This window comes from Pseudomonas sp. SJZ080, from assembly GCF_007828295.1.
Taxonomy (GTDB): Bacteria; Pseudomonadota; Gammaproteobacteria; order Pseudomonadales; family Pseudomonadaceae; genus Aquipseudomonas; species Aquipseudomonas migulae_A.
In genome coordinates this window covers 313,326-329,725 of record NZ_VIUK01000001.1, presented here as the reverse complement: position 1 = coordinate 329,725, position 16,400 = coordinate 313,326, and the positions used below count along the sequence as shown (strand labels likewise).

At 59.5% G+C, this 16,400-nt stretch carries 14 protein-coding genes; 6 read left to right on the top strand and 8 right to left on the bottom strand.

Annotation, left to right across the window (positions count from 1 at the left end; genetic code table 11):
- The first annotated feature begins 186 nt into the window (after positions 1 to 186).
- Positions 187 to 1,620: a TolC family outer membrane protein gene (locus tag FBY04_RS01525; RefSeq protein ID WP_084320934.1), complete on the top strand. Its 1,434-nt coding sequence runs from the start codon at positions 187 to 189 to the stop codon at positions 1,618 to 1,620.
- A 188-nt stretch (positions 1,621 to 1,808) separates the two neighbouring features.
- Here the strand turns inward: FBY04_RS01525 and waaA are convergent, their stop codons facing one another.
- Both waaA and FBY04_RS01515 read right to left on the bottom strand, forming a co-directional pair.
- Complete coding sequence (gene waaA, locus FBY04_RS01520) at positions 1,809 to 3,086, bottom strand: lipid IV(A) 3-deoxy-D-manno-octulosonic acid transferase (protein ID WP_084320935.1); 1,278 nt, start codon at positions 3,084 to 3,086, stop codon at positions 1,809 to 1,811.
- A gap of 11 nt (positions 3,087 to 3,097) precedes the next feature.
- Positions 3,098 to 4,000 (bottom strand): LysR family transcriptional regulator, encoded by a 903-nt coding sequence (locus FBY04_RS01515; RefSeq protein WP_084320999.1) that lies wholly within the window; start codon positions 3,998 to 4,000, stop codon positions 3,098 to 3,100.
- A 102-nt stretch (positions 4,001 to 4,102) separates the two neighbouring features.
- Between FBY04_RS01515 and FBY04_RS01510 the strand changes: the two genes are divergently transcribed.
- The 4 genes from FBY04_RS01510 (at position 4,103) to FBY04_RS01490 (ending at position 7,615) form a co-directional block, all read left to right on the top strand.
- On the top strand, positions 4,103 to 4,435 hold the full coding sequence (locus tag FBY04_RS01510; RefSeq protein WP_145314328.1) for a multidrug efflux SMR transporter: 333 nt from the start codon (positions 4,103 to 4,105) through the stop codon (positions 4,433 to 4,435).
- Between the two features lie 197 nt (positions 4,436 to 4,632).
- A complete protein-coding gene (locus tag FBY04_RS01500) occupies positions 4,633 to 5,808 on the top strand; it encodes an FAD-binding oxidoreductase (RefSeq protein WP_145314327.1) in 1,176 nt (391 codons plus the stop codon).
- Positions 5,805 to 6,617, top strand: coding sequence for an aldo/keto reductase (locus FBY04_RS01495; protein WP_084320938.1), 813 nt, complete (start codon positions 5,805 to 5,807; stop codon positions 6,615 to 6,617). Before FBY04_RS01500 ends, FBY04_RS01495 begins: the two co-directional genes overlap by 4 nt.
- Before the next feature lie 32 nt (positions 6,618 to 6,649).
- Positions 6,650 to 7,615: a metal ABC transporter ATPase gene (locus FBY04_RS01490; protein WP_145314326.1), complete on the top strand. Its 966-nt coding sequence runs from the start codon at positions 6,650 to 6,652 to the stop codon at positions 7,613 to 7,615.
- A 12-nt stretch (positions 7,616 to 7,627) separates the two neighbouring features.
- Here the strand turns inward: FBY04_RS01490 and FBY04_RS01485 are convergent, their stop codons facing one another.
- From FBY04_RS01485 to msbA, 5 genes are all read right to left on the bottom strand, one after another.
- Positions 7,628 to 8,434 (bottom strand): hypothetical protein, encoded by an 807-nt coding sequence (locus tag FBY04_RS01485; RefSeq protein ID WP_145314325.1) that lies wholly within the window; start codon positions 8,432 to 8,434, stop codon positions 7,628 to 7,630.
- Positions 8,435 to 8,507: 73 nt separating this feature from the next.
- The gene (locus FBY04_RS01480; RefSeq protein ID WP_145314324.1) at positions 8,508 to 9,212 is read right to left on the bottom strand and encodes a hypothetical protein; all 705 of its coding nucleotides are present in this window, start codon (positions 9,210 to 9,212) and stop codon (positions 8,508 to 8,510) included.
- Entirely contained in the window at positions 9,212 to 10,186 is a 975-nt protein-coding gene (locus FBY04_RS01475) for a glycosyltransferase (protein WP_084320942.1), read from the bottom strand. Before FBY04_RS01475 ends, FBY04_RS01480 begins: the two co-directional genes overlap by 1 nt.
- A gap of 127 nt (positions 10,187 to 10,313) precedes the next feature.
- The gene (gene hldE, locus FBY04_RS01470) at positions 10,314 to 11,735 is read right to left on the bottom strand and encodes a bifunctional D-glycero-beta-D-manno-heptose-7-phosphate kinase/D-glycero-beta-D-manno-heptose 1-phosphate adenylyltransferase HldE (protein ID WP_084320943.1); all 1,422 of its coding nucleotides are present in this window, start codon (positions 11,733 to 11,735) and stop codon (positions 10,314 to 10,316) included.
- A gap of 176 nt (positions 11,736 to 11,911) precedes the next feature.
- Positions 11,912 to 13,714, bottom strand: a complete 1,803-nt coding sequence (gene msbA / locus FBY04_RS01465; protein ID WP_084320944.1) for a lipid A export permease/ATP-binding protein MsbA — start codon at positions 13,712 to 13,714, stop codon at positions 11,912 to 11,914.
- Between the two features lie 155 nt (positions 13,715 to 13,869).
- Here msbA and FBY04_RS01460 point away from each other — a divergent pair, with 155 nt between their 5' ends.
- Positions 13,870 to 15,735 carry a bifunctional O-antigen ligase/aminoglycoside phosphotransferase family protein gene (locus FBY04_RS01460; protein WP_145314323.1) on the top strand — a complete coding sequence of 622 codons (1,866 nt, stop codon included), beginning with the start codon at positions 13,870 to 13,872 and terminating at the stop codon, positions 15,733 to 15,735.
- A gap of 39 nt (positions 15,736 to 15,774) precedes the next feature.
- On the opposite strand, the gene FBY04_RS01455 is transcribed toward FBY04_RS01460, so the two are convergent.
- Complete coding sequence (locus FBY04_RS01455) at positions 15,775 to 16,398, bottom strand: CatB-related O-acetyltransferase (protein ID WP_084320946.1); 624 nt, start codon at positions 16,396 to 16,398, stop codon at positions 15,775 to 15,777.
- Between the last annotated feature and the right edge of the window lie 2 nt (positions 16,399 to 16,400).

Here is a 16,400-nt window from a genome sequence, read left to right as displayed (position 1 = left end):
AGTCTAGACACAACTGGCAAAGAACGCCAACACCGCAGTAAACACCATGATGAATGGCGTAATCAGACGATTGTTGCCGCACGTATGCGCAACTACACTCGCACGGCCATGTCGCGCATTGACGCTACGCGGGCTGCGCCGTACCTTTGGCGCTCAAATTATCAGTGTAATTTTAGGGATCGCCTCATGCTGCGCAAACTCTCACTGGCCGTTGCCGTGTCTTGTGCGTCCAATGGAATGGCCTGGGCAGCAGAAGCGCCCTTATCGACCAAGACCGATCTGGTCAGCGTTTATCAGGAAGCGGTGGACAACAACGCCGACCTGGCCGCTGCCCGCGCCCAATACGGCGCCCAGAAAGAAGTCGTGCCCCAGGCCCGCGCCGGCCTGCTGCCGAATATCTCGGGTGGCGCCCAGGTGGCCAATGTACGCACCGACATCGATCAACCAGCGGCCATTGCCAACCGCAGCGCCAACTCTTACCAGGCAACGCTGGCCCAGCCGCTGTTTCGCGCTGATCGCTGGTTCCAGTATCAGGCCGCCAAGGACGTCAACGAGCAGGCCGCGCTGCAACTCTCCGCGACCGAGCAAAACCTGATTCTGCAAACCGCTGAAAACTACTTCAATGTGCTGCGCAGCCAGGACAACCTGGCCTCGACCAAGGCAGAGGAAGCGGCGTTCAAACGCCAGCTCGATCAATCCAATGAACGCTTCGACGTCGGCCTGTCGGACAAGACCGACGTGCTGCAATCGCAGGCCAGCTACGACACGGCACGGGCCAACCGGATCGTTGCCCAGCGCCAGGTGGATGATGCGTTTGAAGCGTTGATCACCCTGACCAACCGTCAGTACAACTCGATTCAGGGCATCGTCCACACCTTGCCGATCCTGCCGCCGGCGCCGAACGATGCCAAGGCCTGGGTCGACACCGCCGCCAAACAGAACCTGAATCTGCTGGCCAGCAACTACGCGGTCAGCGCCGCTGAAGAAACCCTCAAGCAGCGCAAGGCTGGCCACGCGCCAACGGTGGATGCGGTCGCCAAATATGAGAAAGGCGACAACGACGCCTTTGGTTTCAGCAACCCGAATGCCTTCGGCCAGTCTTATGGCGGCCCTGTCGAGCAGCGCACCCTGGCCTTGCAGCTGAACATCCCGATCTACAGCGGCGGCCTGACCAGCTCCCAGGTTCGCGAGTCGTACTCACGCCTGGACCAGACTGAACAACAGCGTGAAGGCCTGCGCCGGCAAGTGGTGGAAAACACCCGCAACCTGCACCGCGCGGTGAACACCGATGTGGAACAGGTGCAGGCGCGCAAGCAGTCGATCATCTCCAACCAGAGCGCGGTGGAAGCGACCGAAATCGGTTATCAGGTGGGCACGCGCAACATCGTCGATGTACTCGATGCCCAGCGTCAGCTGTACACCTCGGTGCGCAATTACAACAACACCCGCTACGACTACATCCTCGACAACCTGCGCCTGAAGCAGGCCGCCGGCACGTTGAACCCGGGGGATTTGCAGGATCTGAAGCGCTATCTCAAGGCTGACTACAACCCGGACAAGGACTTCTTGCCGCCGGACCTGGCCAAGGCTGCGGCGGAGCAACTAAAAGCCCGCCCTTGACGCAAAACTTGTAGGAGCACGGTTTGCCGGCGATGCCGATTTCAAAGACGCTTTCGCCAGCAAGCCGGGCGCCTACAGGGATTGGATATCGGCACACTAAACCGCTCGACGCGATTCATTGTAGGAGCCGGCTTGCCGGCGATGGCGATTCCGAAGACGCTATCGCCGGCAAGCCGGGCGCCTACAGATTAGCGGTTGAGCAACCGCCCCAACCCATCCAGCAACCGCTGCAACGCGCCCTGATTGGTGCGCATCACTTTCAACCCCGCCTCCGCCATTCGCTGCGCATCGCGCGGCAATTCGAACAATCGCTGCACCGCCAGCGCCAGCCCCTCGGCATCTTCCACTTCCTGCAACGCCCCGGCGCTGCGCAACTGCGCGGCGATCTCGAGGAAGTTGAACAAGTGCGGCCCACTGAGTACCGGTTTCGCCAGAGCGGCGGGCTCCAGCAAATTATGGCCACCGTTCGGCACCAGACTACCGCCGACAAACGCGCTATCAGCCAGGGCGTACAGAAACAGCAACTCGCCCATGGTGTCGCCGAGCAACACTGAAGTCCCTGCGGTCACCGGCTCACCCGTGGAACGTCGCACTGTGGCGAAGCCCTCTTGCTTGCACAACTCGAACACCGAATTGAATCGCTCCGGATGACGCGGCACCAGAATCAGCAACGCATCGGGATGACCGGCAAGCAACTGACGATGCGCCGCCAGCACCACTTCATCTTCACCGTCGTGAGTACTGGCGGCGATCCACACCGGACGCTCCTGAGCCTGCCATTGCCCGCGCAGCTCGGTGGCACGCTGGAGCAGTTGCGGGTCGATGGTCAGGTCGAACTTGATCGAACCGGTCACTTCAACGGTTTCTGCACGGGCACCCAAATCACGGAAGCGCTGGGCCTCGGCTTCGGTCTGCACCGCGAACAGACTCATCTCGGCGAGCATCGGCTGGGTCAGCTTGCCGAAACGGCCATAGCCTTTGGCCGAACGCTCGGACAGCCGCGCATTGGCCAGCGCCACGGGAATCCCACGTTTGGCGCATTGATGAATATGGTTGGGCCAGAGTTCGGTTTCCATGATCACCGCCAGTGTTGGCTTGACCCGATCCAGAAATCGAGCCGCTGCGCACGGCAAGTCGTAAGGCAAATAACAGTGCTGGATGCGCGGCTCGCTGGCGAACAACGCCTGGATGCGTTCAGACCCAGTCGGCGTCATGCAGGTCACGGTGATCGGCAGCGCCGGATAGCGTTGCAGCAACGCGCGAATCATCGGCGCCGCCGCGATGCTTTCGCCCACGGACACCGCGTGCACCCAGATGCCGCCCGGCTTCATCGCCGGCAGCCCGAGGGAGAAACGCTCGCCGATGCGTTTGGCATACGCCGGCGCCTTGCGCGAGCGCAGCCACAGCCGAATCGCTACCAGTGGCAGCCCCAGGTAAAACAGCGCGGTGTAGAGAGTTCTATTCATGGCGGCGGAGTTTATCGGCTTTTCTCGCCGATCGCCTGCAAGTGCACGGCAAAACGTTCCGCCAGCCAACGGGCTGCCGGGCCAAGGGGCTCGTCGCGGCGCCAGACCAGTTCCACTACCAGCGCCGGCGGTGTCCATTCGCTGACCAGTTCGATCATCTGCCCCTGATACGCCGGATACTGCACCACGTGCCGTGGCAGCCAGGCCCAGCCGAGACCGCGAATCAGCCATTCGGCCATCACATAGAAACTGTCGGCACGCCAGACCTGTGGGCTGGCCGGTTCGCTGCCGGGATAAACACTGGACTGAGTCGACATCAGCAGTTGCCGATGCTGCGCCAGTTGCTGGCAATCGACGTGAGCCTGCGTCGCCAATGGATGCCCGACACCGCACACCGTGACCATTTCGACGCTGCCCAGAACGCGCCGTTCGAGCGCCTCGGGAATCTGATCGTGATAGAACAACAAACCGAGATCGGCCCGGCGCTCCACCAGCTTGCGCGCCACATCGCCCTGGGCTGCGCTGGTCAATTGCACTTCGAGGCTGGGGAATTGCTTGGCAAGTGCTTCGAAGCTTTCGATGATCGGTTGATAGGGCATCGCCTCATCCTGAGCCACGCGCAGACGGGCCTCCTGGCCGCGCATCATGGCCAGCGCCCGACCATTGAGCCGTTCGCATTGACGCAGCACTTCTCGCGCCTCATCCAGCAAGGCATTGCCGGCCTCAGTGAGTTTTGGCTGACGGCCGCTGCTGCGGTCGAACAGGCTCACGCCCAAGTCCTCTTCCAACAGCGCAATCGAACTGCTGACCGCCGATTGCGCCTTGCGCTGGTCCCGCGCCACAGCAGAAAACGATCGCTGCTCGGCGACGCTGACGAACAAACGCAGCTGCTCCAGATTCCATTGAACGTTCATGACCATCCCATCTCCCAAACAGATAGGTAATGACTTTACCGCATCTGGGGAATCACTAGAATGCCGACCTCAGAAAGCAACACTTCACACGAGGATGCACCCATGACCGCTTACTACTACCTGGCCATCGCCATCTGCGCCGAAGTGATCGCGACTGTTTCGATGAAAGCGGTTAAAGGCATCAGTACGCCGCTGCCACTCATTCTGGTGATCATAGGTTACGGCATCGCCTTCTGGATGCTGACGCTGGTGGTGCGCAGCGTTCCGGTGGGTGTGGCTTACGCGGTGTGGGCCGGCATGGGGATCGTGATGGTCAGCGTTGCGGCGCTGTTTATCTACGGGCAGAAGCTGGATGTGCCGGCGATGCTGGGGATGGCGTTGATTGTGCTGGGCGTCGTGGTGATCCAGCTCTTCTCCAAAACCGCGGGGCACTGAAGCCGAAACACGATTCATTGTGGGAGCGGGCTTGCTCGCGAAGAGGCCGTGCCAGTCGACATCTTTGTGGCCTGACACACCGCTTTCGCGAGCAAGCCCGCTCCCACAGGTTTTGCGTACACCCTGATTGATCCAACAAATCCCCTCTTCTTCGAGTCTGTATACTGCGCCCTCGTCTTGAACACTGAGGTCGCTGCATGCCATCCGTTATTTCCACCGACGTTCTGATTGTCGGCGCTGGTGTCGCCGGCCTCTGGCTGAATGCGCGCCTGCGTCGCCAGGGTTTTTCGACCGTGCTGGTGGAAAACGCCACGCTCGGTGGCGGGCAGAGCGTGAAATCCCAGGGCATCATCCATGGCGGCGCCAAATACGCGCTGCATGGTGCCCTGACCGGCGCTTCGGAAGCCATCGCCGACATGCCGCGTCGCTGGCGTGAAGCCTTGGCCGGCGACGGAGAACTGGACCTGTCCGGTGTGCGTCTGCTGTCCGAGGCCCACTACCTCTGGTCTCCCGGCACGATCGCCGGCAACCTCACCAGTTTCTTCGCCAGCAAAGCCGTGCGTGGCCGCGTCGACCAGGTCAAGGGCGACCAATTGCCGCCGGCCCTGCAAGACAAACGCTTCAAGGGCAAGGTCTATCGCCTGGCGGAACTGGTGATCGACGTGCCGAGCCTGATCCAGCGCCTGGCCGATCTGGCGGGTGATGGCTTGCTCGCCGGTCAGAACATCGAGCCGCTGCTGGACGGTGGCGTTCTGGTGGGCCTGAAGATCGACGGGCGCGAGATCCGCGCCCAGCGCATCGTCCTGAGCGCCGGTGCCGGCACCGCGGCGCTGCTAGAAGCACTGGGCCTGAGCCAGCCTGCCATGCAACGCCGACCGTTGCACATGATCATCGCCAAAGGCCCGAGCCTCAAACCACTGTACGCCCACTGCCTGGGCGGCGGCACCAAACCGCGCATCACGGTCACTACCCATCCGGCCGCCGATGGCCAATGGGTCTGGTACATGGGTGGCGACATTGCCGAAGCCGAAGGGGTCGCCCGCGAGCCCGCCGAGCAAATCGCCACCGCGCAGAAAGAACTCGGCCAGTTGCTGCCATGGATCGACCTGAGCACTGTGCAATGGGCGACCTTGCGCGTGGACCGCGCCGAGCCGCTGCAGTCAGGCCTGACCCGTCCGGACAACGCGTTCCTCGCCGAAGAAGGTCGACTGCTGGTCGGCTGGCCCACCAAACTGGCCCTGGCGCCGGACTTCGCCGATCGCGTCATCAACGCCTTGCAACGTGACGGCATCCAGCCGGGCCATCCGGCGCCGCTACCCGAATTGCCAAAACCGTCGATGGGCGTCCCGGTCTGGGAGCAACTGCTGCCATGAGCCAACCCACCCTGCACGATCTGCATCGCCCATTGGGCAGCACCGGCCTGATGGTTTCACCGCTGGGCCTGGGCACGGTCAAACTCGGTCGCGATCAAGGGGTGAAGTACCCCAATGGCTTCCAGATTCCCGACGATGACGAAGCGCGCATGCTGCTCAAACTTGCCCGCGACCTGGGCATCAACCTGATCGACACCGCGCCGGCCTATGGCCGCAGCGAAGAACGCCTCGGCCCGTTGCTGCGGGGCCAACGTCAGGATTGGGTGATTGTCAGCAAGGTCGGCGAAGAGTTTGCCGACGGTCAGTCCCGCCATGATTTCACTGCCGCGCATACTCGCCTGTCGGTGGAACGCAGCCTGCAACGCCTGGAAACGGATTTCATCGATCTGGTGCTGGTGCATTCCGACGGCAACGACCTGGCGATCCTTAACGACAGCGAGGTCTACGCGACCCTCGCCGCGCTCAAGGCCGAAGGCAAGATTCGCGGCTATGGTTTCTCCGGTAAAACGGTCGAAGGTGGTTTGAAGGCTCTGGAGCAAGGTGATTGCGCGATGGTCACCTACAATCTGAACGAACAGAACGAGAAGCCGGTCATTGACTATGCTGCTGCACACGGCAAAGCCATCCTGGTCAAAAAAGCCCTGGCCAGCGGTCATGTCTGCCTGAGCCCGGGCGTGGACCCGGTGCGCGCCAGCTTCGAGTTGTTGTTTGAACATCCGGGCGTGGCCAGTGCTATTGTCGGGACCATCAATCCGCTGCACCTCGCCCACAACGTCGCGACCGTTGCCCAGGTCCTACGTAGCAACTGATGCCGCCCACGCGGCCTTAAGCAGGAGTCGACATGCCGCGTACGCTCATTAGAAAGAACCCGAGCAACTTCAAGACCCTGCCGTTATTCGTCGAAGCGACTCCCGAAGGCTTGAGCTACCAGAGCGTCGGGATGCCGCTCAATTTTTCCCAGACCCTGCAGCGTCGCCGTCCGGTGATGGTGGCTGACAACGAGCGGTTCGCACTTGAGCTGGCCAACCTCGGGGTCTCGGTGCGCCTGACCCTGCATTGGCAGAATCGCGACTACTGGGTGCTGGTACGCCAGCGTCGGCAGGACCGTGGCGACGTGGTGCTCAAACTGATTTCCGGATACGTGCCGGCCCACGAGCTGAACCTGCCGCTGCACACGGCGATTCAGGAAATTGCCGAAGAGTGCCTGCTGGAAACCCCTGAAGGCTGGCTCGGCGGACGTTTCAACGACACTTGGCTGCCAGCACCCTACTCGTCTGCGCTGCACTATCGCGAGGCCTTACCGTTTCGCCTCACCCCTTTTTCCGGCTCGGCGCGGCCGGTGCGTTGCGCCAACATGCAACTGATCGAGCGTCCGCGGGCTTACGTGCATTTGCCGACAGCGTCGCTGCAATTGATCTATGACTTGCGCCTGGACGTGCCCAAGGAAGCCAAGTCCCTGAGTTTGTTTCATGTCGACGAACGACTGGAAGGCGACCAACTGGTGGCCCGCCTGGACCGCAAGCGGCCGGACCTGTACTTGATGCCTCTGGAAGAGGGCGTCCCGCTCCCCGAGTTGTACACACTCAAGCGCGACAAACTTCTACCCGCCAGCACCCGTGGACTTTATCTGGCGGAGAGCTTTGCTATCCAGGAAGGCTGGACTGTCCGCGAGGAACGCATTCGCTGGAAGGACTGGGTTGCACAACAAGGGCTGCAAGCACCAAAAGCCCCGCGACGGGGACTGAAGAAACTGAGCGTCAAGGCCCTGCGCCTGGTTCGGTTGGTCAGTGGAAGTTTGCGCAAATAAGCCAGGAGCGACCTAACCGGCTCGTTGCTTGTCCATCAAGGTGCGCAACTGCGCAAAAAAATGGAAATAGCGATTCTCGCGCTTGCCCATGCCGCGCTTGGGTGAGAACGACTCTTCGGCAAAGGCTCCGTTGATACGAACACGCGAAGCCTTGGTGTCCAGAGTGCAGATTTTCGCCCCGGCCTGTTGCAGTGAGAATTTGAGCAGCCGCTCGGAGTGCAACTTCCTTCCCGTCGCTTTACTGAAGTCAAAAATGCGCTCGATCCTTTTGCCGTACGCGACGTATGTGTCACGACCACAAATGGCAAAACGATCATTCAACCCGCCCCACCACTGCCAGTCGGGAATGTAGGTAATCAGCCGTCGGGCTTCGGCACGCTTGAATACATACGCGGGAAGCGGTGAGTGAAAGCAAATGTCCGGCCGCACGAAGACGACGAAATCGGGATTGAACGACTCCATCATGGTCGTGACGGTGTGCAGCGAATTGAGTTGATAGATCAGGTTTCTGAGTGAGGCGTAATCATCAGCCCAGGTATCGCCCAGCGCTTTGACTTTTTCAAAGTTCCAGCGCTCCAGTACACCCTCGGTCGAAGTCAGTCGACCGGTCATGGTTTCGAAGGGCTCGTAGTTGTCAGCCTTCAACTCACCTTGTTCGCCCGAGCGCGAGTTCTGCACTTCGTCGATTTTATACAGGTGGTAAAAGCACTTCACATTGCTGTCGGACGGAAGCAGCGCCAGGACGTTTTCTTGAATGGAAGGAAAGCAGATCTGCGAATTTCTCGGGATACCAAAAAAAGCCACCGCAATATTCAACACTCGACAGCACCCCTTGAAAAATAATCGGGCTTATCTTGCGGTGCCCCGTTGGCAACCGGCGACAAGTCAACATTCACTTGTGTCGAAACAACTTCTGCCACCAGCGGCGACGTCGCAGAGGTATCACGATGACGTCTGATTTATGCAACCAGTCCCGCTCATAATCCCAGGCATGTCCGCTCCAGCGTTTACCCGCCTCGTTGGAGAAACCCAGTGTCAGCAGTTGGTAGTCATATCCTGCCTGTCCACGCAGCCAGTCAAACAACACCAGCGCATTGAAACCGGTGGAAGGTCCGACATAGCGTTTACCGTCTGGACGATCGACCGGATAGTTCCACAATGCCGGCAACGGAATACGCTCCCAGTAGAGCGCCACCTCTGGCAAGGGGCACATGGCCCCGGTGCATCCCACCAGCATCGTGAAACACCGCGCGCCACTCTGTCTGGAAAGTCGCTGCACTTCAGGCCCGTAGGGAAGGCCAAAGAAGTAGGCGTCCGGCGAATTGAAACCATGTACGAAAAGATTAACGCTTTGTGGGGAAAGCAGCGTCGCCAGCACACAGTTGTTGAAGCTGACGACGACATCATCGGTGCCGATATTCAGCGCCTGGAAATCGTCCCGGGTAATGGCTGGATTATTGGCAACCAGCAGCACCCGGGGAGCCCTGCGCAGGCACTCCTTCAGCGCCTGCGGCAGCCCGTCAGAAACAGACTGATGACCACCGGGCAGTGTGTCCAGCGCCATTGGCTCATGGGCTTGAGTCGGTTGGTTTTCCATTATTCTGGAACCTGCATACCGTAACGCAGCTTTACCCACAGGCGAGTGAATACTGAAGGCGGCTGCCAGGGACGCATTTCACGCTGAATCTCGGCAGCGAGTGTGCGCCCCACACGAGCAAAGGAATACTGGCTCTCGGCGAACGCCTGGCCGTTACTGGCAATGCGAGCGGTCAGCAACGGATCACTCTGCAACAGCTGGAGTTTTTCCACGGCCTCATCTTCAGAGCGATAGAAAACCGTATTGTGCATATCACGGAAGCCCAGCAATTGGTCTTCTTCACCCTGACTCCAGGCCAGCAATACACAGCCGCACGCCATCGCTTCAAAGTTCTTGATCATGAATTCATTCATGCCGATATCGGCACTCACAAAAATCTTGATGCGATTGAGCATTTCGAGATATTCGGCGCCCGACTTGGTGCGGCCCACCAACATGCCGGTACGCTGGGAAAGGGACTCAAGTAGCGCCCTGCGCTGCGCGTATTCAGTACTTTTCAGACTGCCCAGAAAAGCCACCGGGATGTCCCGGACACTGTTGGTGTTATGCAGCATTTGTTCGTCATATCCCTTCGAGACGAACACTGCATCAATGTTTTCCGCTTGCATCCGACGCGCAACGACAGCCCCGGAAACCAGCGCGCGCGAGCTTGGAAGACGACTGTATAGACGCGAGTAAACCCGCAGGTATTTACTCTCGGGCATGTAATTTTGATAAGCGTCATGCTCGAGAAACACCAGGCCCGGAATACATTTCAGAACCCTTAGTTGAGGGACGAGGCGTTTGACCCTGGAGAAAATCACGACCCTATCAAAGTTCTGGTAATTGACGGAGGCGAGAAATGGACCCAACTTCATTTGCTGCTTTTTGCTCAGGCGATAAACGACACACTCGTCGCAGTTCTGCTGCACGATTTCATACAATCGATCCAGAATCACACGTTGCTCGTCCATCACCAGGAGCATGACTTTCATAGATCATTTACCACGAGACAAAGCAGGCAAGCGCATCGGGTCATACCCGCCAAAATCCTCGGGAACGGTTATATCCTCACGATAAAACCCGCTCATACGCAGTATGAAACGGGAATCACTAATTTCATCAATGGCTGCGGATCTTCTCGACAATCGCTGTTGTCGAGCTGTTTTCCACCAGCCCCAGCACTTTCACGGTACCGCCGTAGGCTGTCACGATATCGGCACCGACCACTTGATCGATCCCGTAATCGCCCCCCTTCACCAGCACATCCGGCTTGACCTCGCGCAGCAGGTTTTCAGGAGTGCCTTCAGGGAAGCTGATCACCCAATCCACAGCACCCAGGCCTGCCAGCACAGCCATGCGACGGTCGACGCTGTTGATCGGACGCCCCGGCCCTTTCAGGCGGCTTACCGATGCATCGTCGTTGACCGCGACGATCAAACGATCCCCCTGGGCCCGTGCCTGCTCAAGGTAGGTCACATGACCAGCATGCAGGATGTCGAAACAACCGTTAGTGAAGACGATCTTCTCTTTGTGTGCACGCGCATCGTCAACCGCCAGCAGCAACTGCTCCAGGCCCAACACACCGCGTTCGGAGCCTTCCTCACGCTGAATGGCACGCCTCAACTCCGGAGCGCTGATGGCCGCCGTACCGAGCTTGCCGACCACGATACCCGCCGCCAGGTTGGCCAACGCCACCGCGTGGGGCAACTCTTCGCCAGCCGCGATCGCAGCCGCCAAGGTGGAAATTACCGTGTCGCCGGCGCCGGTCACGTCGAACACTTCCCGCGCACGGGCGGGCAAGTGCAATGCAGGATGATCCGGGCGCAACAGGGTCATACCGTGTTCGCCACGGGTCACCAGCAACGCGCCGAGGTCAAGATCGTGCATCAACTGCGCGCCCTTGCTCACCAGCTCGTGCTCATCGGCACAACCGCCGACGATCGTTTCGAATTCGCTGAGGTTCGGGGTAATCAGGCTCGCTCCCCGGTAGATCGAGAAATCCTTGCCCTTGGGATCGGCCAGCACCGGAATGCCACGGGCACGGGCGGCCTGGATCAGTACCTGATGATTTTTCAGCGCGCCTTTGCCGTAGTCGGAGAGCACCAGCACCTTGATGCCTTCAAGCAACTCGTCAACTTGCTCACCCAGCGCCAGGGCGTCGGTGGCAAAGGGTTCTTCGAAGTCGATACGCAGCAACTGCTGGTGACGACTCATGACCCGCAACTTGACGATGGTCGGCTGGTGCGCAATGCGCTGAAACAATGCGCGCACACCTGCGCCCTGGAGACTATTGGCCAGGCTGTCGGCAGCTTCGTCGTCGCCGGTCACACCGACCAGCGAGGCCGGCGCACCGAGGGCGGCAATGTTCAGGGCAACGTTAGCGGCACCGCCCGGGCGGTCCTCGATTTGTTCGACCTTGACCACCGGTACCGGCGCCTCAGGGGAAATCCGTGAGGTACCGCCATGCCAGTAGCGGTCGAGCATGACATCGCCGACCACCAATACAGGGGCTTGATCGAATCGCGGCATGGACAACTTCATGGAGCAACCCACATACAAAATGAACAAGGGCGGGATATTAGCACAGGGTTGGCGCAGGGCTTGCGCATGGCATGAACGAGGGTGCCAAAAGCAAAAAAATCGCAGCCTGTGCAAGTTCGAAAACTTCAGACTGCGACTTTTTTCAGTCGTTCATGTGAAATGAACGTCGACAGGGATCAGGCGATATCTTCAGCCGGGGCATCAAGGCCCATGGCGTTCAGGCGGGCGTAATAGCCGTTTTGCGCCAGAAGCTCGGCATGCGTGCCGCGCTCGACGATACGCCCCTGATCCATGACCAGAATCAGGTCGGCCTTCTCGATAGTCGACAGACGGTGAGCAATCACCAGGGTTGTCCGGCCTTTCATCACCTGATCCAGAGCTGCCTGGATGTGCCGCTCCGATTCGGTGTCGAGGGCCGAGGTGGCTTCGTCGAGAATCAGCAAAGGCGCATTCTTCAACAGCGCGCGGGCAATCGCCAGACGCTGACGCTGGCCACCGGACAGCAATACGCCGTTCTCGCCGACCTGAGTGTCCAGGCCCTCGGGCAGTTGTGCGATAAAGTCCATCGCATAAGCGTCTTTCGCCGCTTTTTCGATGTCTTCACGGGGCGCCCCGGCCAGATCGCCGTACGCAATGTTGTTGGCCACGGTATCGCTGAACAACGTCACGTGCTGGGTGACTTGGGCGATGTGCTTGCGCAGGTTCAGCAGTTTGTACTGTTCCACCTCGACGCCATCGATCAGGATCTCGCCCTTGTCGTGGTGATAGAAGCGCGGAATCAGGTTGGCCAGGGTCGACTTGCCACTGCCCGAACGCCCCACCAGCGCCACCATTTGCCCGGGTTCGACCGAGAAACTGATGTCGTCGAGTACCAGGCGCTCGGTGCCAGGGTAGGTGAAACTCAGATGCCGCACATCCAGGCGCCCGGTCACGGCATCGCGCTCGACGGTTCCGGTATCGACTTCCGGCTCAACGTCCAGTTGCTCGAAAATACTTTCGGCACCCGCCACGCCTTTTTGGATGGTCGAGCTGACTTCGGACAATTGACGGATCGGCTTGGGCAACAGGCCTGCCAGAGTGATGTAAGCCACCATGTCACCGGCGGACGCATCGCCACGCAGGAAAAGCACCAGGAACATCAGCACGGCCATGGCGCTGTAGATCACCAACTGCAGCAACGGTGTATAGATAGCGCCGGTACGGGTCATGCGCAATTGCTTGTCGGTGTTGCCCTGGCTGGCATTGAAGAAGCGCTTCTCTTCGTAGACTTCGCCACCGAAGCTGCGCACCACGCGATAGCCCTGGATGGTTTCCGACGCCACATGCGTCACGTCGCCCATGGCCGCCTGGATTTTCTTGCTCTGCTTGCGGAATTTCTTGCTCGCGGTACGGACCATCAAGGCGATCAGCGGCAGGATCGCGACCATGACCAGGGTCAGGCGCCAGTTCATGAACAGCAGCGAGGCGAACAGGAAGATGACTGTCATGCCTTCACGGATTACGACCTTGATCGCATCTGTGGCCGCCCCCGTGACCATGGTCACGTTAAAGGTGATACGGGAAATCAGGTGACCGGAGTTATGCTTGTCGAAATAGCGGTTGGGCAGAACCAGCAGGTTATTGAACAGCTGTACTCGCAGGTCGTGGACCAGCCCGAGAGAAACCTTGGCCAGGAAGTAGTTGCCCAGATAAGATCCCAACCCCTGCCAGGCAGCGATCAGGATGATCAGCAACGGCACGGCTTGCAGCAGTTGCAGGTCACGCAGATAGGGGACGCTGGGAAACAGCACCGCCTCGGGATTGGACAGGCCATCGACGAAGTACTTGAGGATGTAGCCGAGCATTGGCTGCGTCGAAGCGAAAATCAGAAAACCGACGATGCTGATCAGGAACAGGCTGATGTACGGCCGGACATAACCGAGCAGGCGGAAGTAGATTTTCAAGCTCGAGGGGCTTGCGGAGAGACTGGAGTCGGTCATATCACGCGAATGTCGATAAATAAGGACGCTGACTTTAGCACAGCTTCCTCAGGGTTCTGGCAATCGCATAAAGGCTGTTATTGTTAGACGACGCAAACGGTATCATATAGCCATCACCGGAATGGCCGATCAACTTCAGGATTGAATTTCTCAGCATGCAACTCAGCGGTTTCAACAGTACGTCCAATCGAGTCTTCGATTTCATTTGCCTGTGGATGCTTCCACTCGGCTATCTTTTGCTTCTGTGCTCGCTGTTCTTCCTGCCGGACCGTAGCCTGCTTCACAAGCTCTACTACGGTTTGTTCAGCATTCCAGCGCTGATAGCGCTTTGCTTGCGTCCGCGCGAACTCAAAGAGTTGCTGCGCGAGCCGATCTTCATTGCGGTGCTGCTGTTTGCCGGGTGGGCGCTCTTGAGTCTGAGCTGGAGCCCGGGCGATGAAGGACTTTCCGGCAAGTTCAAGCCACCGCTCCACACGCTGATGCTGTTTGTCGGGTGCTACCTGTTGGTGCGCTACCGCAGTGAAGTCGTCCAGCCCCTGCTGTTCAGCGCCGCGATAGTCGGGCTGATCGCGTCGATCTACAACCTGTACACGTTTGCCCACGTCTATGAGCCGGGCCGGCGCCTGATTGGTGGCGGCGCGTTCGACAATCCCTTGTTGAGCTCGCACTTGTTCGGTTTCTTCTGCGCCTATTGGCTGAGCCTGAGCATGACCTGCAAGCGCCCGCAGATACTCTGGTTGAGCATTCCGGCAATGGCGATCATGTTCATTGCCGTGATCGCCACCGGCTCCCGGACACCGCTGGTTGCCCTGACGCTGGCAGCGCTGTGGCTGGGCTTCATCTGCTGGAACCGTCGGTCCATCGTTTTGCTGGGCATCATGCTCGTCGGCGGAGCGTCTGTGATTGCGCTTTTCTCGAACATGATTTTCGGACGAGGCGATTCCTATCGTTTCGAAATCTGGAAGATGGTCCTGCAAAAAATCGCCGAGCACCCCTGGATCGGCCATGGCTATGACGCCAGCCTGAACGTCGATCCTGGCGTGGGCTACACGCTGGCAGAACCCCACAGTTTCGCCCTGGGCGTTCTCTACTATGTCGGTATTTTCGGTTTTATCCCGTGGCTGTTCTTCCAGGCCTGGAGCCTGCTGAGCAGCTGGCGCCATCGAGTGCAACCGCTGTTCATCATCGCCTCGACCTGGCTGGTGTTCGGTATCGGTGCGGGCCTGACCGAAGGCGGCGGGATCATTTCACGCCCCAAGGAACACTGGTTCCTGCTTTGGATTCCCCTGGCACTGATCGCCGCGTTGAGTATCAACCAGCGCGCTGGCCGCCTGCTGGCCATGCCGATCAAGCAACTGGCGCAAGCAGCCCTGGAAAAACTGACGGCCAACGCCCAGGTGATCGAGGAAGATGGTCTGGGCCCCAAGGTCCTGCGCCTGGTCGATGGCAGTTTCCTCAAGCTGTTCCGTCGTCGCCGCTGGTACACCTCGGGCAGCTTCGATCCGTATTCCGAACGCTTTGCCATCAACAGCGAGCGGCTGCGCCGAATGGGCATCCCGACGCCGCAGATCCTGGCTCTGTACCGCCTCAAGGACGGCAGCAGCGCCGTGCACTACACGCCTCTGCCGGGCAATACCCTGCGCCAGGTCCTGCAAGCGATCACGGCTCCGGACGTGCGACAGGCGCTGGTCGAGCGATTCGGCAAATTCATGGCGCAACTGCACGAGCAGGGGGTGTATTTCCGGTCTCTGCATCTGGGTAACGTGCTGGTGCTGGAGGACGGCGAGTTCGGCCTTATCGACGTAGCGGACCTGCGCCTTTACCCTTCGTCACTGAGCCTGTCCCTGCGTCAGCGCAACCTGCGCCATATGCAGCGCTACACCGTCGATCATCGCTGGTTGTTCGAAGATCATTTTCAGGCGCTGCTTCAAGGTTACGCCGTGACGGCATCGAAATCCGCGGTGGATAACCTGCACAGGCAAGTACTGGCAGCCAATCAGCCCGAGCGGGCTCATGTATGACCGAAACCCTCGCCCGCTCGGCTCGTCAAACTTGAACGATCAGACGGGCGTACGCTGACGCACGTAGGCAAGGAAGCCTTCGATGTCATCGCTGCAGAGTTTGTCACCCAGACTGTGCAACTCGGCTTGCGGCCAGTTCCACCAGGCACTCTGAAGCAGCAGCAGACGCTGCTCCTCAGGGAAGCGCCAACGCAGGAAACGCGCCGGATTGCCACCGACGACCGCGTAGGGCTCGACATCGCGAGTCACCAACGCACCCGCGGCAACGATTGCACCATCCCCCACCGTCACACCTGAAAGTATCGTGCTGTTGGAGCACAGCCACACATCGTTGCCGATGTTCACATCGCCGTGGGTGCCGCTGTAACCGCTGATATGGGCGGCCTGTGCAACCATTACCGGAAACGGGAACGTGGTGACCCAATCGGCACGATGGTGGCCACCGAGAAAAATCTGCACGCCTTCAGCAATCGAGCAATACGCACCAATGCTCAGCGTCGAGCCTTCCTTCCAGTCATGGACCTGTGGCAAGCCATAGCTGCCACGGCCAAAGGCGTAGTCCGGATATTGCGCCTTGAAACGCGCCATGCCCCGCTCAAACTTCGGTAGCTTTCTGATCGCTCGTTTTGCGCGTTTTTCCCGATAGCGTTGAATCCAGCCCATGG

Bases quoted from the DNA above. Each gene is read 5' to 3' on its own strand.
- FBY04_RS01525 (WP_084320934.1), top strand. From the start codon at position 187: ATGCTGCGCAAACTCTCACTGGCCGTTGCCGTGTCTTGTGCGTCCAAT.
- waaA (WP_084320935.1), bottom strand. From the start codon at position 3,086: ATGAATAGAACTCTCTACACCGCGCTGTTTTACCTGGGGCTGCCACTG.
- FBY04_RS01515 (WP_084320999.1), bottom strand. From the start codon at position 4,000: ATGAACGTTCAATGGAATCTGGAGCAGCTGCGTTTGTTCGTCAGCGTC.
- FBY04_RS01510 (WP_145314328.1), top strand. From the start codon at position 4,103: ATGACCGCTTACTACTACCTGGCCATCGCCATCTGCGCCGAAGTGATC.
- FBY04_RS01500 (WP_145314327.1), top strand. From the start codon at position 4,633: ATGCCATCCGTTATTTCCACCGACGTTCTGATTGTCGGCGCTGGTGTC.
- FBY04_RS01495 (WP_084320938.1), top strand. From the start codon at position 5,805: ATGAGCCAACCCACCCTGCACGATCTGCATCGCCCATTGGGCAGCACC.
- FBY04_RS01490 (WP_145314326.1), top strand. From the start codon at position 6,650: ATGCCGCGTACGCTCATTAGAAAGAACCCGAGCAACTTCAAGACCCTG.
- FBY04_RS01480 (WP_145314324.1), bottom strand. From the start codon at position 9,212: ATGGAAAACCAACCGACTCAAGCCCATGAGCCAATGGCGCTGGACACA.
- FBY04_RS01475 (WP_084320942.1), bottom strand. From the start codon at position 10,186: ATGAAAGTCATGCTCCTGGTGATGGACGAGCAACGTGTGATTCTGGAT.
- hldE (WP_084320943.1), bottom strand. From the start codon at position 11,735: ATGAAGTTGTCCATGCCGCGATTCGATCAAGCCCCTGTATTGGTGGTC.
- msbA (WP_084320944.1), bottom strand. From the start codon at position 13,714: ATGACCGACTCCAGTCTCTCCGCAAGCCCCTCGAGCTTGAAAATCTAC.
- FBY04_RS01460 (WP_145314323.1), top strand. From the start codon at position 13,870: ATGCAACTCAGCGGTTTCAACAGTACGTCCAATCGAGTCTTCGATTTC.
- FBY04_RS01455 (WP_084320946.1), bottom strand. From the start codon at position 16,398: ATGGGCTGGATTCAACGCTATCGGGAAAAACGCGCAAAACGAGCGATC.